This window comes from Nocardioides sp. Leaf374 (assembly GCF_916862475.1).
GTDB lineage: Bacteria > Actinomycetota > Actinomycetes > Propionibacteriales > Nocardioidaceae > Nocardioides > Nocardioides kribbensis.
In genome coordinates this window covers 58422-82461 of sequence record NZ_CAKASO010000014.1, presented here as the reverse complement: position 1 = coordinate 82461, position 24040 = coordinate 58422, and the positions used below count along the sequence as shown (strand labels likewise).

Genomic DNA, 24040 nt, shown 5'->3' with positions numbered 1-24040 from the left:
GCGGGTCCGCGGGCCGCCCGCGGGACGCCCGGGGCCTGACCGGCCCCGGGCTCCCGGCCGGGAGGCGGCCCCCCGCGCGGGGGTGCGTCGCTTGTCGGCCATGCCTCCTAGGGTCCCCTACGCGGTGTACCGCGGGAACGCCGACACACCGGCGTAGCGCGCGGCGTCGCCGAGCTCGTCCTCGATGCGCAGCAGCTGGTTGTACTTCGCGACGCGCTCGGAGCGGGCCGGGGCGCCGGTCTTGATCTGGCCGCAGTTGGTGGCCACCGCGAGGTCGGCGATGGTGGTGTCCTCGGTCTCGCCCGAGCGGTGGCTCATCATGCAGCGGTAGCCGTTGCGGTGGGCCAGCTCGACGGAGTCGAGGGTCTCGGTCAGCGAGCCGATCTGGTTGACCTTCACCAGCAGCGCGTTGGCCTGGCCGCCGGAGATGCCGCGCTGGAGGCGCTCGACGTTTGTGACGAAGAGGTCGTCGCCGACGATCTGGATCGTCGAGCCGAGCTGGTCGGTCATGGCCTTCCAGCCCTCCCAGTCGTCCTCGTCGAGGGGGTCCTCGATGGAGACGATCGGGTAGGCCTCGCACAGCTCGGCGTAGTAGGCCACCATCTCGGCCGCGGTCTTCGAGCCGCCCTCGAAGGCGTAGGTGCCGTCGGTGCAGAACTCGCTGGCCGCGACGTCCATGGCCAGGGCGATGTCGGTGCCGAGGGTCAGGCCGGCCGCGGCGACGGCCTCGGCGATGAGGTCCAGCGCGGCGCGGTTGGAGTCGAGGTTCGGGGCGAAGCCGCCCTCGTCGCCCAGGCCCGTGGCCAGGCCCTTCTTCTTCAGCACCGCCTTGAGCGCGTGGTAGACCTCCGCGCCCTGGCGCAGCGCCTCGCGGAAGGTGGGAGCGCCGATCGGCGCGATCATGAACTCCTGGATGTCGACGTTGGAGTCGGCGTGGGAGCCACCGTTGAGGATGTTCATCATCGGCACCGGCAGCACGTGGGCGTTGGGGCCGCCGACGTAGCGGTAGAGCGGGAGGCCCGCGGAGTCGGCCGCCGCGCGGGCCACGGCCAGCGAGACGCCGAGGATCGCGTTGGCGCCGAGCTCGGCCTTGTTGGGGGTGGCGTCGAGGTCGAGCATGACCTGGTCGACCAGGCGCTGGTCGTCGGCGTCGAGGCCCTCCACGGCCGGGCCGATCTTCTCCACGACGCCGCGCACGGCGTTCTCGACGCCCTTGCCGAGGTAGCGGTCGCCGCCGTCGCGCAGCTCGACGGCCTCGAACGCGCCCGTGGAGGCGCCGCTGGGCACCATCGCCCGGGCGAAGGTGCCGTCGTCGAGGAGGACCTCGACCTCGACGGTGGGGTTGCCGCGGGAGTCGAGGATCTCGCGGGCGCCGACTGCTTCGATGGATGCCACTGGCTTGCTCCTGGTGCAGAGGTGTCTCGGGTGAGGGCCCGGCCAGCCTAGGGGACCCGGCACCGCGCGCCGACCCTGCGACCCCGTCGTCTCGGGTGAGCCGCCCCGCCCGCTCGCCGGGCAGGATCGGTGCGCATGGAGCCCCTGCCCCCGCCCGAGACCCGCATCCGCCAGGTGACCGCCCTCTTCGAGGGTCTCGCCGACACCTACGACACCTCCGACGTCGCCTTCAGCGGACCGGTCGGCGCCGAGCTGGTGCGCCGCCTCGCCCCGCAGGCCGGGGAGCGGGCCGTCGACCTGGGGTGCGCCCGCGGCGCCGTCACCTTCCCGCTGGCCGAGGCCGTCGGCGCCGAGGGCCACGTCGACGCCCTCGACCTGGCGCCGAGCATGGTCGAGCTGACCGCCGGCGAGGCCCAGCAGCGCGGCGCCTCCCAGGTCGAGGTCGTGCTCGGCGACGCGGTCGAGCCGCCGCTGGAGGAGTCGTCGTACGACGTGCTCGCCTCCTCGCTGCTGCTCTTCTTCCTGCCCGAGCCCGACGTCGCGCTCACCGCGTGGCGCCGGCTGGTGCGGCCCGGCGGGCGCGCCGGCTTCACGACCTTCGGCACCTGGCCGCCGGCGTGGCGGGCGGTGCTCGACGTGTTCGACGACCACGCCCACCGCACCGGCCGGCGCAGCATGACCCAGGCCCCCGAGGTCGACGAGGACCAGGAGGTCACCGACTTCCTCACCGGCGCCGGCTGGAGCGACGTGGAGCACGCCACGCTCACCCACGACCTGGTCTTCGACGACCTCGACCACTGGCGGCGCTGGTCGCTGACCACGTGGCTCACCGACGTGTGGATGCGCAGCCCCGTCGAGGAGCACCCCGAGATCCTCGAGCGCATCGGCGAGGTGCTCGAGGGCACCCGCGGCGACGACGGCCGGCTCCACCTGCACCTGGTGGTGCGCTACACCCTCGCCCGCCCCTGAGCCGACCCCGGACCCGCCCGGGCCGGCTCAGACCCGCCGTCGCACCGCGTCGCGCAGCGCCTGCTCGGGGTCGGCGCCGGCGGCGCGGGCCTCCGCGACCAGGCCCAGCAGCCGGTCGCCGAGGTCGTCGGGGTCGAGGTCCTCGACCGGTCGGCCCGCCCGGGCCAGCCGGTCGAGGGCCTTGTCGGCCAGCAGCAGGGCGGGCAGCGTGGCGGGCACGCCGTCGAGCAGCGCGGCGCGCGGCCTCTCCTCGGCCTTGATCCGCTGCCACGCGTCGTCGACCGACGTCGCGTCGTCGTGGGCGACCGGGTCGGGGCCGAAGACGTGCGGGTTGCGCCGCACCATCTTCTCGACCAGGCCGGAGGCCACGTCGTCGAGGTCGAAGTCGCCGTGCTCCTCGGCCACCGCGGCGTGGAAGTAGACCTGCAGCAGCAGGTCGCCGAGCTCCTCGCGCAGGTGGGAGGCGGCCGCGTCGCGACGCGGGGGGTCGCCGGCGTCCTCGGCCGCCGCGAGCGCGTCGACGGCCTCGAGGGTCTCGTGGGCCTCCTCGAGCAGGTAGCGCGACAGCGAGCGGTGGGTCTGCTCGCGCTTCCAGGGGCACTCGGCGCGCAGGCGTCGCATCATCGTGCGGAAGACGAGCAGCGGCTCCTGCCCGCTCCCCTCCCGACCGGGCTCCCCGGCGCCCGCCACGCTCAGCCGCAGCGCTGCGACGCGGGCAGGGCGGCGACCTGCTCCGGGGTCAGCTCCCCGTCGAGCGCGGTGGCGGCCTCCCCGACGGCGACCGAGAGCTCGGGCACGGCGCCGGCCTCCTGGCTGGCCACGTCGATCGAGGCGAAGCGGGGGTTGGTCTCCACGCCGTTCTCGTCCTGCCACTGCTGCACCAGCCCGGTGGCCGCGGCCTGGGCCTCCTCGCCGCTGGTGCCCTCCTCCACCTGCGACGTCACCGCGCTGTTGAGCACGGCGGTGAAGAGGTCGGGCCCGGCGAAGACGGGCAGCACGTCGTCGACCAGGTCGGGGTCGGCGCCGGTCAGCCCCTCCCGGGTGGTCTGCTCGACCTGGCGGCGCGCGGCCGCGACGTCCACGTCGTAGTCGGCGCCGATCTGCTCGGCCATCGAGCCCAGCACCAGGCTGTAGAGCACCTGGTCGCGGAAGGCGGCACCGGCGATCGGGGCCTGGCCCTCGTTGGACTCCAGCAGCTCGCAGGTGTCGGCGGCGAAGGTGTCGACCTCGCTCAGCGTGATGTCCTCGTCGCCGACCGTCGCGGCGACACCCGGACGGATCGGGGTGTCGGCGACCCCGCAGCCCGCGAGCCCCGAGCCGAGGAGGACGACGGCGGCCAGACCGGCTGCCGGGCGGACGATCTTCACGTGGACTCCCGCGGGTCGATGATGGCGTCGATCACACTGCGGGCCCATTCAAGCAGGGCGATCCCGTCGATGGGCTTGCCACCCACGACCGCCGTCTGCGGCCGCGGCACGAGGATGGTGTCGACCCCGGTCTTGACGATGGCCTTCGGATACATCCGCATCAGCCGCACCACCCGCGACTCCGGGAGGCTCACCGGCGCGAAGCGGACGTTCTTGCCGGCGACCGTCACCTCGCCCACGCCGGCCTGGCGGGCCCGGGCGCGGAAGCGGGCCACCAGCAGCAGCGACACGACCACGACCGGCGGCTCGCCGTAGCGGTCGAGCAGCTCCTCGTTGATGGCGTCGACGTCCTCGTCGGTGCGCACCTCGGCCAGGCGCTTGTAGATCTCCAGGCGCAGGCGCTCGCTGGGGATGTAGTCGTGGGGCAGGTGGGCGTCGACGGGCAGCTCGATGCGCACCTCGTCGAGCTCGGGCTCGCCCTCGCCCTTGAACTCGTGGACGGCCTCGCCGACCAGGCGCACGTAGAGGTCGAAGCCGACGTCGGCGATGTGGCCCGACTGCTCCCCGCCCAGCAGGTTGCCGGCGCCGCGGATCTCCAGGTCCTTCATCGCGATCGCCATGCCGCCGCCCAGGTCGGAGTGCTGGGCCAGCGTGGCCAGCCGCTCGTGGGCGGTCTCGGTCAGCGGTTTCTCCGCGGGGTAGAGGAAGTAGGCGTAGGCCCGCTCGCGGGAGCGGCCCACGCGCCCGCGCAGCTGGTGCAGCTGGGAGAGGCCCAGGGTGTCGGAGCGCTCGATGATCATGGTGTTGGCGTTGGAGACGTCGAGGCCCGACTCCACCAGGGTCGTGCAGACCAGCACGTCGAAGCGCTTCTCCCAGAAGTCGAGCATCACCTGCTCGAGCTGCTTCTCCCCCATCTGCCCGTGGGCGGTGGCCACGCGCGCCTCGGGCACCAGCTCACGGATGCGCGCGGCGGCCTTCTCGATCGACTGCACCCGGTTGTGGATGTAGAAGACCTGGCCCTCGCGCAGCAGCTCGCGGCGCACGGCCGCCACCACCTGGCGGTCCTCGTAGGCGCCGACGTAGGTCAGCACGGGGTGGCGCTCCTCGGGCGGGGTGGTGATGGTCGACATCTCCCGGATGCCGGTGATCGCCATCTCCAGGGTGCGCGGGATCGGCGTGGCCGACATCGACAGCACGTCGACCGACGTGCGCAGCCGCTTCATCTGCTCCTTGTGCTCCACCCCGAAGCGCTGCTCCTCGTCGACGATGATCAGGCCCAGGTCCTTGAAGCGCACGTCGCGGTTGAGCAGGCGGTGGGTGCCGACGACGATGTCGATCGAGCCGTCGGCCATCCCCTTCATCACCTCGGCGGCCTCCTTGTCGCTCTGGAAGCGGCTCAGCGCCCGCAGCACGACCGGGAAGCCGCTCATCCGCTCGGCGAAGGTCGACAGGTGCTGGGTGACCAGCAGCGTGGTCGGCACCAGCACGGCGACCTGCTTGCCGTCCTGGACGGCCTTGAAGGCCGCCCGCACCGCGATCTCGGTCTTGCCGTAGCCCACGTCGCCGCAGACCAGCCGGTCCATGGGCACGACCTGGCGCATGTCGGCCTTGACCTCGTCGACCGTGGTCAGCTGGTCGACGGTCTCCTGGAAGGGGAAGGCGTCCTCGAGCTCGCGCTGCCAGGGGGTGTCGGGCCCGAAGGCGTGGCCCTTGGTGGCCTGGCGCGCGGCGTAGAGCTTGATCAGCTCGGCGGCGATCTCGCGCACGGCCTTGCGGGCGCGGCTCTTGCGCTTGGACCAGTCGGCGCCGCCGAGCCGGTCGAGGCTGGGCTGCTCGCCGCCGACGTAGCGGGTGACCTGGTCGAGGGCGTCGGCGGGCACGTAGAGCCGGTCGGCCGGGCCGCCGCGCTTGGAGGCGCCGTACTCGAGCACGAGGTACTCGCGCACCGCTCCCCCGGCCTCGCGCTGCTTCATCTCGATGAAGCGGCCCACGCCGTGCTGCTCGTGCACGACGAAGTCGCCGGCCTTGAGCTCGAGGGGGTCGATCTGCTTCTTGCGCCGCGCCGGCATCTTGCGCATGTCGCGCGTGGAGGACTTCTGCCCCGAGATGTCCTCCCCGGTCAGCAGCACCAGCCGGTTGGTCTCGTCGACGAAGCCCTGGGTGAGGGACCCGCAGGTGACGGTCACGACGTCGTGACCCAGCTCGCCGTCGAGTCGCGCGGGCACGTCGTGCTCGCCGAGGGCCTCGACCATGCGGTTGGCCGGGCCGTGCCCGACGTGCACCACGACGGTGCGGAAGCCCGCGGCCCGCCAGCCCTCGAGGTCGGTGATGGCCTTCTCGACGTCGCCGCGGTAGGCGTCGACCGGGTGGGCCGGCAGGGCCCGGGTCGGCACGCCGGCGTCGCTGGCGCTCATGCCGGTGGCGGTCTCGTCGTCGTCGGCGATGCCGAAGGGGCTCATCGTCCACCACGGCTTGTGCTGCTCGAGGCTGGTCAGCCTCACCTCGGCCAGGTCCTGGTACGACGCAGCGCCCAGGTCGACCGGGGCGGTGCCCCCGCCGGCCGCGGCGGCCCAGCTCGCGCCGAGGAACTCCTCGCTGGTCGCGACCAGGTCGTGGGCGCGGCGGCGCGCCCGCTCGGGGTCGAGCACCAGCACGTGGGTGTCGGCCGGCATCAGGTCGACCAGCAGCTCCATCTCGTCGACCAGCACCGGGGCCAGCGACTCCATGCCCTCCACCGCGATGCCGGCGGCGATCTTGTCGGTCAGCTCCAGCAGCTGCGGGTGGCTGCGGCCCAGCTCGGCGGCCCGCGCGCGCACGGCGTCGGTGAGCAGCAGCTCGCGGCACGGCGGCGCCCAGAGCCGCTCGACCTTCTCGAGGGTGCGCTGGTCGGCGACGGAGAAGCTGCGGATCTCCTCGACGTCGTCGCCCCAGAACTCCACGCGCAGCGGGTGCTCCTCGGTCGGCGGGAAGACGTCGACGATGCCGCCACGCACGGCGAACTCGCCGCGCTTCTCGACCAGGTCGACCCGGCTGTAGGCCGCGTCGGCCAGGCGCCGCACCACGTCGTCGAGGCCGGCGGCCTCGCCGCTGACCAGCTCGACGGGCTCGAGGTCGGCGAGGCCCGCGACCTGCGGCTGGAGCACCGAGCGCACCGGGGCCACGACCACCTTGAGCGGTCCGTTGGAGGCGTCGGTGCCGGGGTGACGCAGGCGGCGCAGCACCGCCAGGCGGCGCCCGACGGTGTCGCTGCGCGGGCTGAGCCGCTCGTGGGGCAGCGTCTCCCAGCTGGGGTAGTAGGCCACCGTCGCGGGGTCGACGAGGTCGCCGAGCGCCCCGACCAGGTCCTCGGCCTCGCGGGCGGTGGCGGTCACGGCCAGCACCGTGCGGCGTTGGGCCACCAGGCCCGCCACCACGAAGGGCCGCAGCGCCTCCGGCCCGGTGAGGTCGAGCGCACGCACGGCGCCGCCGGCGGCGTCGGCCAGCACCTCGGACAGCGTGGCGTCGGCGAGCACGGCCCGCGCCAGCGCCGTGACCGCGGGGCTGGTCGACGGGGCGGGGGGAAGGACGGTGGTGGTCACGAGGCTCCTCGACTGACGGGCGTCACCCACGACGACGGCCCCCGGTCGAGACGACAGGGGGTGGTGACCGGCCCAGTCTAGGTCGCACCACCGACGACGGGATCGTCTGCGGCCCGGACGGGTGGGGGCGGGCAACCACCGGGAGGCCATGATGAGATCGGCACCACAGCACTGGGCCCCGCGGGGGCCGCGACGAGAGGCATGACATGGAGCTGCAGCTGACGGCCGAGGAGCAGGAGTTCCGCGCGGAGATGCGCGACTTCTTCACCACCAAGGTCTCCCAGGAGATCCGCGACGCGGTGGCGGCGGGCCACGAGCTCACCCGCGAGCAGATCGTGGAGGCCCACCAGACGCTCAACGCGGCCGGCCTGGCCGTGCCGCACTGGCCCGAGGAGTGGGGCGGTCGTGGCTGGAGCCAGATCCAGCGCCACATCTGGAACGAGGAGATGCAGGCCGCCGCGGTGCCGCCGCCGCTGGCCTTCAACGCCTCGATGATCGGTCCGGTCATCGCGCAGTTCGGCAGCCAGGAGATCAAGGAGCGCTTCCTGGCCAAGACCGCCAACCTCGACATCTGGTGGAGCCAGGGCTTCTCCGAGCCTGACGCCGGCTCCGACCTCGCCGGCCTGCGCACCACCGCGGTCCGCGACGGCGACGACTGGGTCGTCAACGGCCAGAAGACCTGGACCACGCTGGGGCAGTACGGCGACTGGATCTTCACCCTCGTGCGCACCGACCCGGAGGTGAAGAAGCAGAAGGGCATCTCGATGCTCCTCATCGACATGACCTCCCCCGGCGTCGAGGTGCGGCCCATCGAGCTCATCGACGGCGGCCACGAGGTCAACGAGGTGTGGTTCAGCGACGTGCGCGTGCCGGGCGAGAACCTCGTCGGCGAGCCCGGGCAGGGCTGGACGATGGCCAAGTTCCTGCTCGGCAACGAGCGCGTCGGCGTGGCCCCCGTGGGCTCCACCAAGCGCCGCCTGGCCCGGGCCAAGGAGCTGGCCGGCGAGCAGGCCCACGACCCGCTGACCGCGGCCCGCATCGCCGAGCTGGAGAACGAGCTGCTCGCCCTCGAGCTCACCGCCCTGCGCGTGGTCGCCCACTCCGCCGGCAGCGAGCCCCACCCGGCGAGCTCCGTGCTCAAGCTGAAGGGCACCGAGCTGCAGCAGGCCGTGAGCGAGCTGCTCGTCGACCTCGCCGGGCCCGGGTCGCTGGCGTCGGGCGCGGGCGACGACAGCGCCCTGCCCGACTGGGCGCGCCACGCGACCCCGTCGTACCTCAACCTGCGCAAGGCCTCCATCTACGGCGGCTCGAACGAGATCCAGCGCCAGATCATTTCCCGCACGATCCTCGGCCTCTGAGCCGGGCAGGAGACTCATCATGGACTTCACCTACGACGACGAGCAGGACGCCCTGCGCGACGCGGTGCGCGGACTGGTCGGCCGGGCCTACTCCGACTTCGAGCAGCGCCGCCAGACCACCAAGGCCGACCCGGGCTTCTCGGAGAAGGTCTGGACCCAGCTGGCCGAGATGGGCGTGCTGGGCCTGCCCTTCAGCGAGGACGACGGCGGGGTCGGCGCCGGGCCGGTCGAGATCTCGATCGTGGCCCAGGAGCTCGGCCGCGTCATCGCCCCTGAGCCCTACCTCACCAGCGTCGTGCTCGCCGGCGGGCTGGTCTCCGCGGTCGGCACCACCGAGCAGCGCGGCGAGGTGCTCGGCGCGCTGAGCGCCGGCGAGAGCGTGCTGGCGCTGGCCCACGACGAGCCCGGCTCGCGCTGGAGCCCCTCGGCCACCGCGGTCACCGCCACCGAGGAGGGCGGCTCCTGGACGCTGAGCGGCGTCAAGGAGCCGGTCGTCCACGGCGCGCGCGCCGACCTGCTCGTGGTGAGCGCCGCGCTGCCCGACGGCGGCACCGGCCTCTTCCTCGTCGAGGGCTCGGCCGCCGAGCGCACCGACTACCCCACCTACGACGGCGGCCGCGCTGCCAAGGTGACCTTCTCCGGCACCGCCGCGACGCCGCTGGGCGAGGCGGGTCGCGACATCACCGCCAGCATCGCCACGGTCCAGGACATCGGCCGGATCATGGCCTGCAACCAGGCCGTCGGCGCGATGGAGGTGGCGCTGCGCACCACCACGGAGTACCTCAAGAGCCGCAAGCAGTTCGGCGTGCCGCTCAACACCTTCCAGGCGCTCAACTTCCGCGCCGCCGACATGTACGTCTCCCTGGAGCTGGCCACGAGCCTGACCCAGTGGGCGACCATGGTGCTGGCCACCGGCGGCGCCGAGGCCACCCGTGACGCCGCCCACCGGGCCTCGCTCCAGGTGAGCCGGGCCAGCCGCCACGTCGGTCAGGAGGCGATCCAGCTGCACGGGGGCATCGGGATGACCGCGGAGTACTCCGTGGGCAGCTACGTCTCGGTCCTCACCGCCCTCGAGCGGCTCCTCGGCGACGGCCAGCACCACCTCTCCGCCCTGGCCGGCGGCATCGGCGACTACGGCTCGATCGACCCGCTTCCCTGACACCGGTGGGAGGGGTCCTTAGGATCCCTCCCATGACGGGCACCGCCGAGGACACCACCCGCTCGGCACCACCGGGCCTGCCGCCGACCACGCGCCGGGGCCCCCGGGCCCTGGCCATGGCGGTCTACGCCGTGCTTCTGGTGCTGTGGAGCGAGCTGCTCGGCATCCCCAACGACACCGTCCAGGTGTTCGTGTGGCTGTGGCTCGGCACGATCGCGTGGAACGTGCAGGCCCCGTGGCGCTACCACCTGCTGTTCCTGCGCGACTGGTCGCTGCCGGTCATCGGCCTGGTCGTCTACTTCTACAGCCGCGGCCTCACCGACGAGCTCGGCCTCCCGGTGCACGTGCGGATGCCGATCACCGTCGACGAGTGGCTCGGCGGGGGCGTCACGCCCACCGAGCGCCTCCAGGACGCGTGGTGCGGCGACCCGTGCCTGCGCGAGAGCCCGCCCCGGTGGTACGACGTCGTCCTGACCACCGTCTACGCCTCCCACTTCCTCACCGGCCTGACCATCGCGGCCGTGCTGTGGGTGCGCAACCGCACCCAGTGGGTGCGCTGGATGCGCCGCTTCCTGGCCATCAACTTCGGCGCCCTGGTCATCTACGTCGTCTACCCGATGGCCCCGCCGTGGATGGCCTCCGAGCAGGGCTACCTCGGCGAGGTCACCCGGATCACCGGCCGCGGGTGGGCCGACCTGGGCCTGGGCCGCTTCGACCTGGTGCTCCAGGGTGTCGGCAACCCGGTCGCCGCCATGCCCTCGCTGCACGCGGGCATCACGTTCCTCGTCGCGCTCTACGGCGTGGGCCACCTGCGCACCCGCTGGCGCTGGCTGCTGCTGCTCTACCCGCTGCTGATGTCGGTGGCCCTGGTCTACTACGCCGAGCACTACGTCGTCGACGTGGTCGCCGGCGGGCTGCTGGCGGGCCTGGTGCTCGCCGGCTCCACCTGGTGGGAGCGCCGCCACGAGCGCCCCACCCCCGCCTGACCCCCACCCGCCTGACCCCCGACCGCCTGACCCACACCACCGACCGAGACACACGAGAGGCACCACCGTGCGAGGACTCCAGGGCAGGACCGCCGTCGTCACCGGCGCCAGTCGCGGCATCGGCCTGGCCGTGGCCCAGCGGCTGGTCGCGGAGGGGGCGCGGGTCTGCGTCACCGCCCGCAAGCCCGAGGCGCTCGAGGAGGCCGTCGCGAGCCTCGGCGGCCCCGACCACGCGATCGGCGTGGCCGGCAACGCCGGTGACGCCGCGCACCGCGACGAGGCGGTGGCCCGCACCCTCGAGGCCTTCGGCAGCGTCGACCTGCTGGTCAACAACACCGGCATCAACCCCGCCTACGGCCCGCTGATGGCGCTCGACCTCGACGCCGCCCGCAAGATCGTGGACGTCAACGTGGTCGCCGCCCTCGGCTGGGTGCAGGTCGCCCACCGCGCCTGGATGGGCGAGCACGGCGGTGCGGTGGTCAACGTCGCCTCGGTCGCGGGCGTCAGCAGCGCCCCGGGCATCGCGATGTACGGCGCGAGCAAGGCGATGCTCATCCACCTGACCAAGGACCTCGCCGTCGAGCTCGGCCCGTCGGTGCGGGTCAACGCGGTCGCCCCCGCGGTCGTGAAGACCCGCTTCGCCGAGGCCCTCTTCGAGGGCCGCGAGGAGGAGGTCGCCGCGACGTACCCGCTGCGCCGCCTCGGTGTGCCCGACGACGTCGCGGGCGCCGTGGCGTTCCTGCTCTCCGAGGAGGCCTCCTGGCTGACCGGGCAGACCGTCGTGCTCGACGGCGGCGTCACCCTCGCCCACCGCTGAGCACGGTCCGCCCGCCGGGACCGGGACTGTGACGGCGACCACCCGTGGGTCAGGATGAGGTCATGGACCTCTCCCTGAGCGACGAGCAGCAGAGCTTCCGCGACACCGCGCGGGCCTTCCTCGACAAGGAGGCCGTGCCCCACCGCATCCAGTGGGACCGCGACGAGTCGGTCGACCTCGCGATCGTGCCGAAGATGGCCGAGCTCGGCTTCTTCGGCCTGACCATCCCCGAGGAGTACGGCGGGCTGGGCGGCGACTACGTCACCTACGCCATCGCCATGGAGGAGCTCGGCCGCGCCGACTCCGCCCTGCGGGGCATCGTCTCGGTCAGCAGCGGCCTGGTCGGCAAGTCGATCCTGTTCTTCGGCACCGAGGAGCAGAAGCAGGAGTGGCTGCCGCAGCTGGCCACCGCCTCGAAGCTGGGCTGCTTCGGGCTCACCGAGCCCGGCACCGGCTCCGACGCCGGCAACCTGACCTCGCGCGCGGTCAAGGACGGCGACGACTACGTCCTCAACGGCCAGAAGCTGTTCATCACCAACGGCACCTGGGCCGACGTCGCCCTCGTCTTCGCCCGCACCAGCGACGACGGACCCCGCGGGGTCACGGCGTTCCTGGTGCCCACCGACACCCCCGGCTTCGAGGCCCGCGAGATCAAGGGCAAGCTCGGGCTGCGCGGCCAGGCCACGGCCGAGCTGTTCCTCTCCGACGTGCGCGTGCCGGCCTCGGCCGTGCTCGGCGAGGTCGGCAAGGGCTTCAAGATCGCCATGAGCACCCTCGACAAGGGACGGCTGGCGGTCGCCGCCGGCTGCGTCGGCATCGTGCAGGGGTGCCTGGAGACCAGCGTCGACTACGCCCTCAACCGCACCCAGTTCGGCAAGCCCATCGCGGGCTTCCAGCTGGTGCAGGACATGATCGCCGACATCTCCCTCGACGCCGACGCCGCGCGCCTGCTGGTGTGGCGCTGCGCCGACCTCATCGACCGGGGCGAGCCCTTCGGCACCGCCGCCTCCAAGGCCAAGCTGTTCGCCTCCGAGGCCGCGGTGCGAGCGGCCAACAACTGCATCCAGGTGCACGGCGGCGCGGGCTACGTCGACGAGTACCCCGGCGCGAAGTACCTGCGCGACGCCCGGGTCATGACGCTCTACGAAGGCACCAGCCAGATCCAGAAGCTGCTCATCGGCCGCGCCGAGACCGGCATCAACGCCTTCGTCTGACCCCTCCCGCCGCACACCCTCCACCCCTGACAGGAGCACCCTCCGTGCCGCTCGACCCCCAGCTGGCCACCCTGCTGCAGTTCCTCGCCGACTCCGGCGCGCCGTCGATGTCGGAGGGCACCGCCGAGCAGGCGCGCCACGGCTTCCGCACCCTCGCCGTCGACCTGCGCGACCCCGCGGTGCTCCCGGAGGTCGAGCGGGTCGAGGACGTCGAGGTCCCGGGCGGTGACGGCCCGCGGCCCGCCCGGGTCTACCGCCCGGCCGCCGACGGCCCGCTCCCCACCGTGGTGCTGCTGCACGGAGGGGGCTTCGTGGTCGGCGACCTCGACACCCACGACCTCTACGCCCGCTGCGTCGCCGACGCCTGCCACGCGGTCGTGGTCTCCGTCGACTACCGCCTGGCGCCGGAGCACCCGTTCCCGGCCGCCGTCGACGACGCCGTCGCCGCCACCCGGTGGGCCGCCGAGCACCTCGCCGACCTCGGCGGCAACGACGTGCTGGCCGTCACTGGCGACTCCGCCGGGGGCAACCTCTCGGCGGTCGTCACCCAGGTGATGCGCGACGAGGGTCGCCCGCTCGACGCGCAGCTGCTCTTCTACCCCGCCACCGACCTGGCCGGCAGCTACCCCTCCACCACCGAGAACGCCGAGGGCTACTTCCTCGACCAGGCCACCATGCTGTGGTTCGGGGCGCACTACGTCGGCTCCGGCGGGGGCGAGGTGGTCGGGTCGCCGCGCTTCTCCCCCATGCTCGGCGACAAGGCGGGGCTGCCCCCCGCCGTCGTCGTCACCGCCGAGTTCGACCCGCTGCGCGACGACGGCAACGCCTACGCCGAGGCCCTGGCCGCGGCCGGCGTGCCGGTCGAGCACCGCGTCTTCCCCGGCCTCATCCACGGCTTCGTCGACATGGGACGCCACTCCGCCGCGGCCCAGGCCGCGGTGGACGAGTCGCTCGCGCTCTTCCGGGGGCTGCTGCACCGCTGACCAGGGAGGGCCGAGCAGAGCTGTGCGGTCCGAGCGGGGAGGAGCGGCCCAGGCGTGAGCGCCGGCGGGTAGCGTCACGCCATGCGCCTGCGCCCGTTCCTCGCCCCCGTTGCCCTGTGCCTCGCCCTCGTCGCCACCGGCTGCTCCTCCGACGACTCGGCCGACGGCCCCTCCGAGAGCTCCCCGGAGACCTCCGCCGCGTCGTCGCCCTCGGCGTCCGCCTCGGAGCCGTCGGAGACCTCGGAGCCCGACACCGACACCGAGACCGACACGCAGGAGGTCGCGACCGACCAGGTCGCCTTCGACGTACCCGGATCGTGGGTGACGGTCGACGCGGCCGAGGCCTTCTCCGGCGACGACGCCACCGAGGACCCGGTCGTCCAGGACCTCGCCGAGCGCCTCGGCGTCACCCCCGAGCAGGCCGTGCAGACCTTCGCCCAGATGGACCTCATCGTCACCAGCGACGGCGAGCGTGACGCGGGTGTCCTGACCAACCTCAACGTCGTGCACGTCCCCGGGGCCCTCCCCACCGAGTCCGCCGCGCGGGCCGAGCTGAAGCAGATCGGCGCCACCATCACCTCGATCGAGGCCGTCGAGACCGGTGCCGGCGACGCCCTCCGTGTCGCCTACACCCTGGAGGCCGGTGGCGGCCAGGTGCGCTCGCAGGCCCTGGCCGTCGACGTCGACGGGCAGCTCGTGACCATCACCGTCACCGCCGGCACCGAGACGACCAGCGACGAGCTCACCGACCTGGTCGTCGACTCCCTCACCGCCGCCTGACCAGCCGCTCCACCCAGCCGTCGGTGCCGCCCGGCGACCGGCCCGTGGGTCGGCGTCGGTGACCGACCGACCGGGAGTGGCGGGAGACGACACCTCGAGCGGCCCTCGACCCGTCGTACGCCGCCACTCCCCGGGCGACCCACCCCGGAACACGAGGCGCCCCCGCGTGACGGGTCGCCAGCGCGCGCGGCGACCGACCGACCGGAAGTGGCGGGAGACGACACCGCCAGCGGCCCTCGACCCGTCGTACGCCGCCACTCCCCCAGCGACCCACCCCAGGACACGAGGCGCCCGCGCGTGACGGGTCGGCAGCGCTCGCGGCGACCGACCGACCGGGAGTGGCGGGAGACGACACCTCCAGCGGCCCTCGACCCGTCGTACGCCGCCACTCCCCGGGCGGGCCACGCTACGGCGACCGGCAGACCGACCGCGCCCTGCGCACCACCACGTCGTCTCGGATCCGCGACGACCACGACACCCGGGGCGACGACGTCACCCGCCGCACCACCGAGGGCGGGACCACCGGCGAGACCGCACGCCGCCTCAGCCGCTCCGTCGCCCGAGGCCTCGACCGACCGCTCGGGCACCCGGGGGGACCGACGTCGTCAGCGGTCGTAGGCCAGCAGGGCGAGCTCGAGCATCAGCTTGTCCCGGGGGTTGGCGAGGTGGCGGCCGGTGAGCGCCTCGATCTGCTTGAGGCGGTAGATGACGGTGTTGCGGTGGCAGAAGAGCTCCTCCGCGGCGTGGGTCGGGGAGCCGTCGTGGCGCAGCAGGGCGCGCAGGGTGTCGACGAGGGTCGTGAGCTGGGCCTCGGGCTGGTTCAGCAGGTCGCCGAGGGTCTCGCGCAGCAGCAGCGGCGCGACCTGGGGGCTGCCCGCCAGCAGCACCTCGGGGAGCCGCTCGGAGACCGAGACCACCTGGGGCCGGCCGCGCGGGAGGGTCTCGGCGGCGCGGGTGGCGAGCTGGTAGGCGGCGGCGAAGCCGGCGATCCCGTCGGGGCAGCCGGCGACGCCGACTCGACCGGCCGCGTGCGGCGCGAAGACCTGCGCCAGCCCGGGCTCGTCGGGCAGGGGGCCGGCGAGCAGGCCGAAGTGGGCCCCGGCGCGCACGTGCCACACCGCGGTGACCCCGAGCCGCTCGAGGCCGTCCTCGGCCAGCGTGAGGGCGTCGTCGAGCGAGCCGTCCTGGAGCGCGACCACGCAGGCGAGGTCGGCGTCGCCACGGATGCCCAGCACCGCGAGCGCCTCCCCGGCGAAGTCGGGATCGGCGCCGCGGCCCTCGAGCAGCGCGTCGAGCACGGTCTGCTGGCGCTGGAGGTCCTGGCGCTGGAGCCGGCGCGCCTCTCGGCGGTAGGCGTCGATGAGCACGGCGTTCTGGATGTCCAGGTCGGCCCAGACCCCCCGCCCGGCGAGGAGGAGCACGGCGTCGTCGACCCGCAGGTGGGCGGGGCCGGTCGAGGAGCGCTCCACGAGCGCCTGCCACAGCACCCGCGCACCGAGCGTGTAGGCGTTCAGCACGACCTCCAGGGGCACCCCCTGGCGGGCGCGCCGCCGGCCGGTCTCCCGCCACACGTCGCGCGCACCCTCGCCCCCCGGCTGCGCGCTGCCGCTGAGGATCTCCAGCCCTCGCCGGATGTGCATCCGGGTGCTCTCGCGCACGTCGAGACGCAGGTCGGGCCCCACGCGGTCGTAGACCTCGGCGTCGCGCTCGAGCAGGGTCAGCGTGATCTGGTCGGCGATGCGGTCGGCGTCGTCCACCAGCAGCCGCCAGGCCCGACGTACGTCGGCCGTCGTGGCGCGGTCGAAGCCGACCGGGTCGGGGGCCGGCCACGCCGACCGGCGGCCGGGGGCCCGCTCGGCGGCCCCGGAGGAGGCGCCGGGTCGCCCAGAGGAGGACACGGGACGACGTTCGCACTCCGCGCACAATCTTGACCAGCCCTTGACCCCGATCACTGCGTTGGATCCAAGGATCTTTGTGCTCCGCGCCTAGTGCACTTCCTGTGCGCTGCGACCAAAGTGGTGGCCGTCACACCGGGGCCCCACCCTCGACCTGGTCGACACCGTCCTCCCGCGGCGCCACCCCGCCGCGCGCGACCGACCCGCGACCGACCTGCGACGACCCCCGCCGACCCCCCGACGAAAGGGCGCGATGTCCGCGACCTCCTCCCCCGCTGCGCCGTCCCCCGGGGCCGCCTCGGCCACCGGCCCCGTGCTCGAGCTGCGCGACGTGACCGTCACCTTCGGCGGCGTCACGGCCCTCTCGGGCGTGGGCCTCGCCGTCCGTCCGCACCAGGTGCTGGGGGTCATCGGCCCCAACGGCGCCGGCAAGACGACCCTCTTCAACGTCGCGTGCGGCTTCGTCACCCCCGACACCGGCACGATCGTGCGGGAGGGTCGCGAGCTGGGCCGCCTGCACGCCCACCAGCTGGCCGGCCTCGGCATGGCCCGCACGCTGCAGGGCCTCGGCCTCTTCGACCGGATGAGCGTGCTCGACAACGTCGTCGTCGGCGCCGACCGCCACGCGAGCGTGGGGTTCCTGGGCTCGTTGCTCGCCCTGCCCCGGGCGGCCCGCGAGGAGCGTGAGCTGCGCGAGCGGGCCCGCGCCGTGCTCGAGGAGCTCGGCATCGCGGCGTACGCCGACCGCTACCCGCCCAGCCTGCCCTACCCCGTCCGCAAGCGGGTCGCCCTCGCCCGGGCGCTGGCCGCCGAGCCGACGCTGCTGCTCCTCGACGAGCCCGCCAGCGGGCTGTCCGCCGACGAGATGGACGAGCTCGGAGACCTGGTGCGCAGCCTGACCGACCGGATGTCGGTGATGCTCGTGGAGCACCACATGGACCTGGTCATGCGGGTCTGCGACGAGATCACGGTGCTCGACTTCGGCCGCGTCATCGCCCACGGCACACCGGCCGAGGTCCGCGACGACCCCGCCGTGCTGGCCGCCTACCTCGGCGAGGTCGTCGGCGACGAGGACGCCCCCGGCGCCCTGCCCGCGACGCCCGAGGGAGGTCGCTGACGTGCTGACCCTTCACGAGCTGTCGACCAGCTACGGCCCCGTCAAGGCGCTGCAGCAGGTCTCCTTCACCGCCCGCGAGGGCGAGATCACCGCCGTCCTCGGGGCCAACGGCGCCGGCAAGACCACGCTGCTGCGCACGGTCTCGGGCCTGCAGCGCGCCGACTCCGGCACCATCGAGCTCGAGGGCAGGCGACTCGGCAAGGTCGCGGCCGACCGGATGCCCGGGCTCGGCATGGCCCACGTGCCCGAGGGCCGCGGCGTGATCACCGAGCTGACCATCGAGGAGAACCTCCGCCTCGGGGGCCTGGGGCGCGGGCGCCGCGTGCAGCCCGCCGACCTCGACCGCGTCTACGACCTCTTCGCCATCCTCGGCGACCGTCGGGCGGCGCTGGCCCACACGCTCTCGGGCGGGGAGCGGCAGATGCTCGTCATCGGCCGCGCGCTGATGGCCGGGCCCCGGATGCTTCTGCTCGACGAGCCCTCCCTCGGCCTGGCCCCGCGCATCGTCGCCCAGATCTTCGACCTGCTGCGCGGGCTCGTGCAGACCGACGGGCTGAGCGTGCTGCTCGTGGAGCAGAACGCCCGCAGCGCCCTGTCGGTCGCCGACCACGGCGTCGTGCTCAACCTCGGCCGTGTGGTGGCCGACGACGACGCGGCCACACTGGCGGCCGACGACCAGCTCCGACACGCCTACCTCGGGTTCTGACCCGTGCGACGAGAAGGAGAGACCTCGTGCAGCAGCTGCTGAACACCGCCCTCGGCGGTCTGACCCTCGGCATGGTCTACGCCGCGTTCGCGCTGGCCCTCGTGCTGATCTTCCGCTCCACTCGGATCGTGAACTTCGCCCAGGCGCCGATGGCGATGGTGACCACCTTCATCGCCCTCACCCTCATCGACGCCGGCTACTCCTACTGGATCGGCTTCGCCGCCGCCCTGCTCGCGGGCCTCGTGCTCGGCGCGGTCGTCGAGCGGGTGCTGATCCGCCCGGTCGAGGACAAGCCCGAGATCAACGCCGTCATCCTCACCCTGGGCCTCTTCATCGTGCTCCACGCCCTCGCGGCCGTGGTGTTCGGCAACGCCTACCGCTCCTTCCCCGCGCCGTTCGGGATCCGCGGCTTCGAGGTCGGCGGCAGCACCATCGCGCTGACCGGCTTCGGGGTCTTCACCATCGGCGCGGTCGTGGTGGTGATGGCGCTGCTGGTGGCGCTCTTCCGCTTCACCGACGTGGGCCTGCGCATGCGGGCCGCGGCCTACAACCAGGAGGTCGCCCGCCTGCTGGGCGTCAGGGTCGGGCGCATGCTCACCCTCGGCTGGGCCCTGGCGGCGCTGGTCGGCTCCCTGGCCGGCATCCTCATCGCCGGCGGCAGCCTGGTCCACCCGGGCTACATGGACTCCGTCGTCGTCTACGGCTTCGTGGCCGCCGTGCTCGGCGGCCTGGAGAGCCCCATCGGCGCGGTGGTCGGGGGCCTGACCCTCGGCGTCTCGCTCAGCTTCGTCAGCGGCTACGTCGGCTCCGAGCTCGTCGCCCTGGCCGCCCTGGGCATCCTCATGCTGGTCCTGACCCTGCGACCCGGGGGCCTGTTCTCCCAGGCCGCGGAGAGGCGCGTCTGATGCCCGCGAAGCTGCAGCGCCTCTGGCGCGACTCCGTCCTGGGTCGCCACGTCCTCGTCGCGCTCGTCGGCCTGCTGGTCGTCCTGCTGCTGCTCGAGACGGTCAACGACTTCCGGGCCATCCAGCTCTCCTCGATGGCCTACCTCGGCATCGCCGCGGGCGGGCTGACCATCCTCACCGGCCTCAACGGCCAGATCTCGCTGGGCCACGGGGCGCTCATGGCGATCGGGGCCTACACCGCGGCCCTCATGCTGCCCGACCGCGACGCCTCGACGCCGCTGCCGCTGGTGGTGCTGGTGTCGGTGCTCGTCACGCTCGCGGTCGGTACGGCGGTCGGCGCGGCCGCCGCCCGTCTCCACGGCCCCTACCTCGCCGGCGCCACCCTGGCCCTGGCCGTCGCCGTGCCCGGCATCGCGCTCTACTTCGGCGAGACCCTCGGCGGGGAGCAGGGCCTGCGGGTCTCGATGCCCGACGTGCCGGTCTGGGCGCTGGACGCGGAGTACCTCCTCACCGGCACCGAGATGACCCGCAGCGGCTGGGTCGCCCTCATGGCGTGGACCACCCTCGCGATCACCTACGTGCTGCTGGCCAACCTCTCCCGCGGCCGGGTCGGCCGCCGGTGGCGCGCCGTGCGCGACGGCGAGGTCTCCGCGGAGCTGGCCGGCATCCGGCTGGGCCGCTCGCGGGTCTCGGCCTTCATGGTCAGCGCCGCCGCGGCGGGGGCGGCCGGCGCCATGCTGGCCTTCACCGTGCGGCTGGCCGCGCCCAGCGGCTTCACGCTCACCCTCAGCCTCACCCTGCTCACCGCGGTGGTCCTGGGCGGTCTGGGCAGCCTGGGCGGCGCCCTGGTCGGAGCGGCGCTGCTGACCTTCCTGCCGCCCTTCGTCACCAGCGTCGGCAGCGACGCCGGCCTCAGCGACCTGCGGGCCGCCGAGCTGGCGCCACTCGTCTACGGCCTGGTCATGATCGCGGTCATCCTGCTCGCCCCGGCCGGCATCGCCGGCTCCTTCCGCGCCTGGCGCATCCGCCGCCAGGCCCGGGTCGCCCTTGCCCCGGCGCCGGTCGCGGCCAGCACCACCGGCACGACCGGCACCCCCGACTCCCCCACCCGCAGCACCGTCCCCACCTCCTCGAAGGGAACACCCACATGACAAGACGAGCCAGGCTCATCGGCCCGCTGGCCGGACTGGTCGCCGCCTCCACGCTGCTCGCAGCGTGCGGCGCCGGCGGCGACCGCGAGTCCGACGGGGGCGGAGGTGACAGCGGCGGGTCGACCGACATCGGCGTCACCGACGACACCATCACCATCGGCGCGCACTTCCCGCTGACCGGGGTCGCGGCCCCGGGCTACAGCGAGATCCCGCTGGGCGCCGCGGCGTACTTCGACTACGTCAACGCCGCCGGCGGCATCAACGGCCGCCAGATCGACTACATCGTGCGCGACGACGGCTACAACCCCACCAACACCAGCACCGTCACCAACGAGCTGGTGCTCCAGGACGAGATCTTCGCGATGGTCGGCGGCCTCGGCACCCCGACCCACAGCGCGGTCGTGGACTTCCTCAACGACGAGGGCGTGCCCGACATGTTCGTCTCCTCGGGCTCGCTGCAGTGGGGCGACGACGTCGAGAACCGGCCCTACACCTTCGGCTGGCAGCCCGACTACGAGATCGAGGGCAAGATCATCGGCCAGTACGTCGCCGAGAACATGCCCGACGCCAAGGTCGGTCTCTTCCTCCAGGACGACGACCTGGGCGCCGACGCCGAGGTCGGGGTGCGCCAGTTCCTCGACGAGCAGATCGTCGAGGTGCAGCGCTACACCTCCGGCAACACCGACGTGGGCCCGCAGATCGCCGCGCTCCAGTCGGCCGACGCCGACCTCGTGCTGTCCTTCAACACCCCGTCCTACACCGCGCTGAGCCAGCTCGTGGCGCTGCGGCTGGGCTACGAGCCGCAGTGGTTCTACTCCAACATCGGCTCCGACCCCGAGCTCGTCGGCTCCCTGCTCTCGCGCTTCTCCGAGGGCGCGGTCGAGGGCGACAACTCCTCCCTCGACGGGATCCTGACCTCGGAGTACATCCCCGGCGTCGAGGACACCGACAACCCGTGGACCCAGCTGTGGCAGAAGGTCTGGGACCAGGAGGGCGAGGAGGGCGAGCTGAGCAACTTCCGCATCTACGGCATGTCCAGCGCCTACGCCTTCGTGCAGACCCTGGCCGCGGCCGGCGAGGACCTCACCCGCGACGGCCTCGTCGAGGCCCTCGAGGAGTCCGGCGAGTCGCTGGAGGGCCCGCAGCTGGCGCCCTTCCGCTACTCCGCCGACAGCCACCTCGGCATCTCCGGCGTGCAGCTGGTCGAGCTCAACGGCGGCGCCAGCGACCCGATCACCCCGGTGCTGGTCACCGACATCGGCGACGCCCCGATCGAGGAGGACAGCTCCGGCCAGGCCGACGACGCCCCGCCGGAGTCCGGCATCCCCGAGGCGCCCTGAGCCGGCCGCACCACCTGAGCCGCACAGCACGCCGAGCCGCACGGCACGGGCCGTCCGTCCCTCCGGGGGCGGGCGGCCCGTCTGCGTCCGTCCTCGGCCGGGCCTCAGCCCCGCCGCGTCTCCAGCACGCGGAAGCCCTTGGCGCTGGCCAGCCGCTCGGTGGGCCAGCCCTGCTCGCCCAGCCAGCGCTGCAACGAGTCGGCGCCGAGGTTCTTGCCCACCACCATCACCGCGCGCCCGCCCGGCGCCAGGCGCGGCAGCCAGGTGAGGAGCAGCTCGTGGAGCGCGGCCTTGCCGATGCGGATGGGCGGGTTCGACCAGATCTCGTCGTACGTCGCGCCCTCGGCCACCGCGTCGGGCGTGAGCGCGGTGAAGCGGTCCGCGACGCCGAGCGCCGCGGCGTTCTCCCCCGCCAGCAGCACCGCGCGCTCGTTGACGTCGACGGCGGTGACCTCGGCGCCGGGCACGGCGACGGCCACGGCCAGCCCGATGACGCCGTAGCCGCAGCCCAGGTCGAGCACCCGCCCGGCCGACGGCGGCTCGGTCTCGCGGAAGAGCACCGAGGTGCCGACGTCGACCCGGCCGCGGGCGAAGACGCCCGACCCGGAGACGAGCTCGAGGTCGTGGCCCCACACGTGCGCCGCGACGGCGGCGCGGGTGAAGGGCACCGAGGGGTCGGCGGTGAAGTAGTGGTCCTCGGAGCGGTCCTCGGGCTGGTCAGTCACAGGTCCTCCTGGCGCGGGTCTGCTCGGCGCGGGCGGCGAGCTGGTCGTCCTCGGCGTAGGCGACCTCCTCGAGCGTGAGACCGTGGGCGTGGGCCACGGCCACCGCGGGCGAGCGGACGCCGGCGGCCAGCACCTCGGCGGGCCACGTCGTGGGACGGCGGCCGTCGCCGACGGCGAGCAGGCAGCCGACCAGCGAGCGCACCATGGAGTGGCAGAAGGCGTCGGCGCGCACGGTGGCCACCGCGAGACCGTCGGCGTCGCGCGACCACGCGAGCTCCAGCAGCGTGCGGATGGTGGTGGCCCCCTCGCGGCGGCGGCAGAAGGAGGCGAAGTCGTGCTGCCCGACCAGGTCGTCGGCGGCGGTCTGCATGGACGCCAGGTCCAGGGGGCGCGACCAGGCCAGCACGTGCAGCCGCGCGAGCGGGTCGACGAGGTCGGGTCGGTCGGCCACGCGGTAGGCGTAGCGGCGCCAGGTGGCCCCGAAGCGGGCGTCGAAGCCCGGCGGGGCCTCGCTCACGCGGTGCACCCGCACGTCGGCGGCGAGGATGCCGTTGAGGCGACGGGCCAGCGCCTCCAGCGGCGGCTCGGTCGCGCGCCCGGCCGAGGCCGCGAGCACCGCGGGGTCGACGTCGAGGTGCAGCACCTGGCCGCGGGCGTGGACACCGGTGTCGGTGCGCCCGGCGCAGACCACCGGCACCCGCTCGCTGCGCAGCGCCGTGGCCAGCGCCGCCTCGACGTCGCCCTGCACGGTGCGCAGCGTCGGCTGCGCCGCCCACCCGTGGAAGCCGGTGCCGTCGTAGGCGAGATCGATCCGCAGGCGCACGGTGGACGATCCTAGGGCCCGGGCGGGCCGGGCGGCGGGCCGCCCGGCGTGCGCGGCGGTGCGGGTCGCGCGGCCGGGGCGGTGGCGGCGGCGGCGGCAGGCGCGTCGGCGGGCACGTCGTCCGGCGCGACGCCCGCGAGCCCGGCCGCGCGCAGCTCGAGGGTGGCCAGGGCGGCCACGGTCGCGGGGTCGCCGCGCCGCCAGCCGGCGGCTGCGTCGGGCACGCGGGCCAGGACGCGCACGGGCTGGCGGGCGAGCGCCCGCACGGCGTAGAGGTCGGGGTCGCCGCCGGCGCGCAGGTAGCGCCGCGCCAGGGTCGCGGTGAGCACGAAGCGCACCCGCCCGGGCAGCCACCACGGCAGCGCGACCAGCACCAGCAGCAGGGCGGTGACCACCCCCGACCAGAAGGCCACGCGGTCGACGGCGTCGGCGCCGTCGGCGCCGGCCTGCGCGATGCCCGCGGAGGCCTCGGCGGCCCGGTCGAAGGGGGCGGCGACCTCGTCGCCCACGACCGGGGTGCCGTCGAGGGTGTCTCCGGCGCCGGTGAGGTTGTCGGCCAGGCTGGTCCCCGCGTCGTCGACCTGGCGCACCTGGTCGGCCACCCCGCCGAGGGCGTCGGTGACCTGGGTGCCGGCCCAGACGGCCAGCACCACCCACAGCACCACGAGGAGGTCGAGGAGCAGCTGCCACGAGCGGCGGGCCGGGTCGGCGGCGTAGAGCACCATCGGGCCACCCCACCACGCGCTGCCCCGGGTCCGGTTCACCCGCCTAG

21 protein-coding genes are annotated in these 24040 nt (G+C 73.9%); 13 read left to right on the top strand and 8 right to left on the bottom strand.

The features are described 5' to 3' along the window. Window positions 1-117: 117 nt before the first annotated feature. Complete coding sequence (gene eno / locus LPA27_RS09060) at window positions 118-1395, bottom strand: phosphopyruvate hydratase (protein ID WP_228942218.1); 1278 nt, start codon at window positions 1393-1395, stop codon at window positions 118-120. Between the two features lie 135 nt (window positions 1396-1530). Here eno and LPA27_RS09055 point away from each other — a divergent pair, with 135 nt between their 5' ends. Beyond that, entirely contained in the window at window positions 1531-2364 is an 834-nt protein-coding gene (locus tag LPA27_RS09055; protein ID WP_228942217.1) for a class I SAM-dependent methyltransferase, read from the top strand. A 27-nt stretch (window positions 2365-2391) separates the two neighbouring features. On the opposite strand, the gene LPA27_RS09050 is transcribed toward LPA27_RS09055, so the two are convergent. From LPA27_RS09050 to mfd, 3 genes are read right to left on the bottom strand one after another with little or no spacing between them, the layout of a single operon-like run. Beyond that, a complete protein-coding gene (locus LPA27_RS09050) occupies window positions 2392-3054 on the bottom strand; it encodes a MazG nucleotide pyrophosphohydrolase domain-containing protein (protein ID WP_228942216.1) in 663 nt (220 codons plus the stop codon). A 2-nt stretch (window positions 3055-3056) separates the two neighbouring features. Next, window positions 3057-3731, bottom strand: a complete 675-nt coding sequence (locus LPA27_RS09045; RefSeq protein ID WP_228942215.1) for a hypothetical protein — start codon at window positions 3729-3731, stop codon at window positions 3057-3059. After that, on the bottom strand, window positions 3728-7309 hold the full coding sequence (gene mfd / locus LPA27_RS09040) for a transcription-repair coupling factor (RefSeq protein ID WP_228942214.1): 3582 nt from the start codon (window positions 7307-7309) through the stop codon (window positions 3728-3730). The genes LPA27_RS09045 and mfd overlap by 4 nt, the downstream gene beginning before the upstream one ends. Window positions 7310-7515: 206 nt before the next feature. Here mfd and LPA27_RS09035 point away from each other — a divergent pair, with 206 nt between their 5' ends. The 7 genes from LPA27_RS09035 to LPA27_RS09005 all read left to right on the top strand — a co-directional run bounded on the left by LPA27_RS09035 (window position 7516) and on the right by LPA27_RS09005 (window position 14606). Continuing rightward, on the top strand, window positions 7516-8667 hold the full coding sequence (locus LPA27_RS09035) for an acyl-CoA dehydrogenase family protein (RefSeq protein ID WP_056862116.1): 1152 nt from the start codon (window positions 7516-7518) through the stop codon (window positions 8665-8667). Between the two features lie 19 nt (window positions 8668-8686). Further along, window positions 8687-9826: an acyl-CoA dehydrogenase family protein gene (locus LPA27_RS09030; protein ID WP_228942213.1), complete on the top strand. Its 1140-nt coding sequence runs from the start codon at window positions 8687-8689 to the stop codon at window positions 9824-9826. Between the two features lie 32 nt (window positions 9827-9858). After that, window positions 9859-10812 (top strand): phosphatase PAP2 family protein, encoded by a 954-nt coding sequence (locus LPA27_RS09025; protein ID WP_228942212.1) that lies wholly within the window; start codon window positions 9859-9861, stop codon window positions 10810-10812. Between the two features lie 67 nt (window positions 10813-10879). Continuing rightward, window positions 10880-11629 (top strand): SDR family oxidoreductase, encoded by a 750-nt coding sequence (locus LPA27_RS09020; protein ID WP_056904792.1) that lies wholly within the window; start codon window positions 10880-10882, stop codon window positions 11627-11629. Between the two features lie 62 nt (window positions 11630-11691). Continuing rightward, entirely contained in the window at window positions 11692-12843 is a 1152-nt protein-coding gene (locus tag LPA27_RS09015) for an acyl-CoA dehydrogenase family protein (RefSeq protein ID WP_228942211.1), read from the top strand. 44 nt (window positions 12844-12887) lie between these two features. Further along, window positions 12888-13826, top strand: coding sequence for an alpha/beta hydrolase (locus LPA27_RS09010; RefSeq protein WP_228942210.1), 939 nt, complete (start codon window positions 12888-12890; stop codon window positions 13824-13826). 81 nt (window positions 13827-13907) lie between these two features. Beyond that, window positions 13908-14606: a hypothetical protein gene (locus LPA27_RS09005; protein WP_228942209.1), complete on the top strand. Its 699-nt coding sequence runs from the start codon at window positions 13908-13910 to the stop codon at window positions 14604-14606. A 605-nt stretch (window positions 14607-15211) separates the two neighbouring features. Here the strand turns inward: LPA27_RS09005 and LPA27_RS09000 are convergent. Then, window positions 15212-16504 carry a PucR family transcriptional regulator gene (locus LPA27_RS09000; protein WP_228942208.1) on the bottom strand — a complete coding sequence of 431 codons (1293 nt, stop codon included), beginning with the start codon at window positions 16502-16504 and terminating at the stop codon, window positions 15212-15214. A 250-nt stretch (window positions 16505-16754) separates the two neighbouring features. On the opposite strand from LPA27_RS09000, the gene LPA27_RS08995 reads away from it, so the two are divergent. The 5 genes from LPA27_RS08995 to LPA27_RS08975 are packed head-to-tail and all read left to right on the top strand — an operon-like array spanning window position 16755 to window position 21720. Further along, window positions 16755-17618: an ABC transporter ATP-binding protein gene (locus tag LPA27_RS08995; RefSeq protein ID WP_228942207.1), complete on the top strand. Its 864-nt coding sequence runs from the start codon at window positions 16755-16757 to the stop codon at window positions 17616-17618. 1 nt (window position 17619) lies between these two features. After that, window positions 17620-18324 (top strand): ABC transporter ATP-binding protein, encoded by a 705-nt coding sequence (locus LPA27_RS08990; protein WP_056904796.1) that lies wholly within the window; start codon window positions 17620-17622, stop codon window positions 18322-18324. A gap of 26 nt (window positions 18325-18350) precedes the next feature. Beyond that, complete coding sequence (locus LPA27_RS08985; RefSeq protein ID WP_056862107.1) at window positions 18351-19229, top strand: branched-chain amino acid ABC transporter permease; 879 nt, start codon at window positions 18351-18353, stop codon at window positions 19227-19229. Then, window positions 19229-20380, top strand: coding sequence for a branched-chain amino acid ABC transporter permease (locus LPA27_RS08980; RefSeq protein WP_082499869.1), 1152 nt, complete (start codon window positions 19229-19231; stop codon window positions 20378-20380). Before LPA27_RS08985 ends, LPA27_RS08980 begins: the two co-directional genes overlap by 1 nt. Then, window positions 20377-21720: an ABC transporter substrate-binding protein gene (locus LPA27_RS08975; protein ID WP_056862106.1), complete on the top strand. Its 1344-nt coding sequence runs from the start codon at window positions 20377-20379 to the stop codon at window positions 21718-21720. The genes LPA27_RS08980 and LPA27_RS08975 overlap by 4 nt, the downstream gene beginning before the upstream one ends. 104 nt (window positions 21721-21824) lie before the next feature. Here LPA27_RS08975 and LPA27_RS08970 read toward each other — a convergent pair whose 3' ends face one another. The 3 genes from LPA27_RS08970 to LPA27_RS08960 are packed head-to-tail and all read right to left on the bottom strand — an operon-like array spanning window position 21825 to window position 24032. Continuing rightward, window positions 21825-22445: a class I SAM-dependent methyltransferase gene (locus LPA27_RS08970; protein WP_228942206.1), complete on the bottom strand. Its 621-nt coding sequence runs from the start codon at window positions 22443-22445 to the stop codon at window positions 21825-21827. Beyond that, window positions 22438-23268: a tRNA pseudouridine(38-40) synthase TruA gene (gene truA / locus LPA27_RS08965; RefSeq protein ID WP_056862104.1), complete on the bottom strand. Its 831-nt coding sequence runs from the start codon at window positions 23266-23268 to the stop codon at window positions 22438-22440. The genes LPA27_RS08970 and truA overlap by 8 nt, the downstream gene beginning before the upstream one ends. 11 nt (window positions 23269-23279) lie before the next feature. Then, window positions 23280-24032 carry a hypothetical protein gene (locus LPA27_RS08960; RefSeq protein ID WP_228942205.1) on the bottom strand — a complete coding sequence of 251 codons (753 nt, stop codon included), beginning with the start codon at window positions 24030-24032 and terminating at the stop codon, window positions 23280-23282. Window positions 24033-24040: the final 8 nt, after the last annotated feature.

What these genes read in the sequence shown, in the direction of transcription:
- LPA27_RS09055 (WP_228942217.1), top strand. Translation starts at nt 1,531, where the DNA reads ATGGAGCCCCTGCCCCCGCCCGAGACCCGCATCCGCCAGGTGACCGCC.
- LPA27_RS08995 (WP_228942207.1), top strand. Translation starts at nt 16,755, where the DNA reads ATGTCCGCGACCTCCTCCCCCGCTGCGCCGTCCCCCGGGGCCGCCTCG.
- LPA27_RS09025 (WP_228942212.1), top strand. Translation starts at nt 9,859, where the DNA reads ATGACGGGCACCGCCGAGGACACCACCCGCTCGGCACCACCGGGCCTG.
- LPA27_RS08980 (WP_082499869.1), top strand. Translation starts at nt 19,229, where the DNA reads ATGCCCGCGAAGCTGCAGCGCCTCTGGCGCGACTCCGTCCTGGGTCGC.
- LPA27_RS09030 (WP_228942213.1), top strand. Translation starts at nt 8,687, where the DNA reads ATGGACTTCACCTACGACGACGAGCAGGACGCCCTGCGCGACGCGGTG.
- LPA27_RS09015 (WP_228942211.1), top strand. Translation starts at nt 11,692, where the DNA reads ATGGACCTCTCCCTGAGCGACGAGCAGCAGAGCTTCCGCGACACCGCG.
- LPA27_RS09005 (WP_228942209.1), top strand. Translation starts at nt 13,908, where the DNA reads ATGCGCCTGCGCCCGTTCCTCGCCCCCGTTGCCCTGTGCCTCGCCCTC.
- LPA27_RS08975 (WP_056862106.1), top strand. Translation starts at nt 20,377, where the DNA reads ATGACAAGACGAGCCAGGCTCATCGGCCCGCTGGCCGGACTGGTCGCC.
- LPA27_RS09035 (WP_056862116.1), top strand. Translation starts at nt 7,516, where the DNA reads ATGGAGCTGCAGCTGACGGCCGAGGAGCAGGAGTTCCGCGCGGAGATG.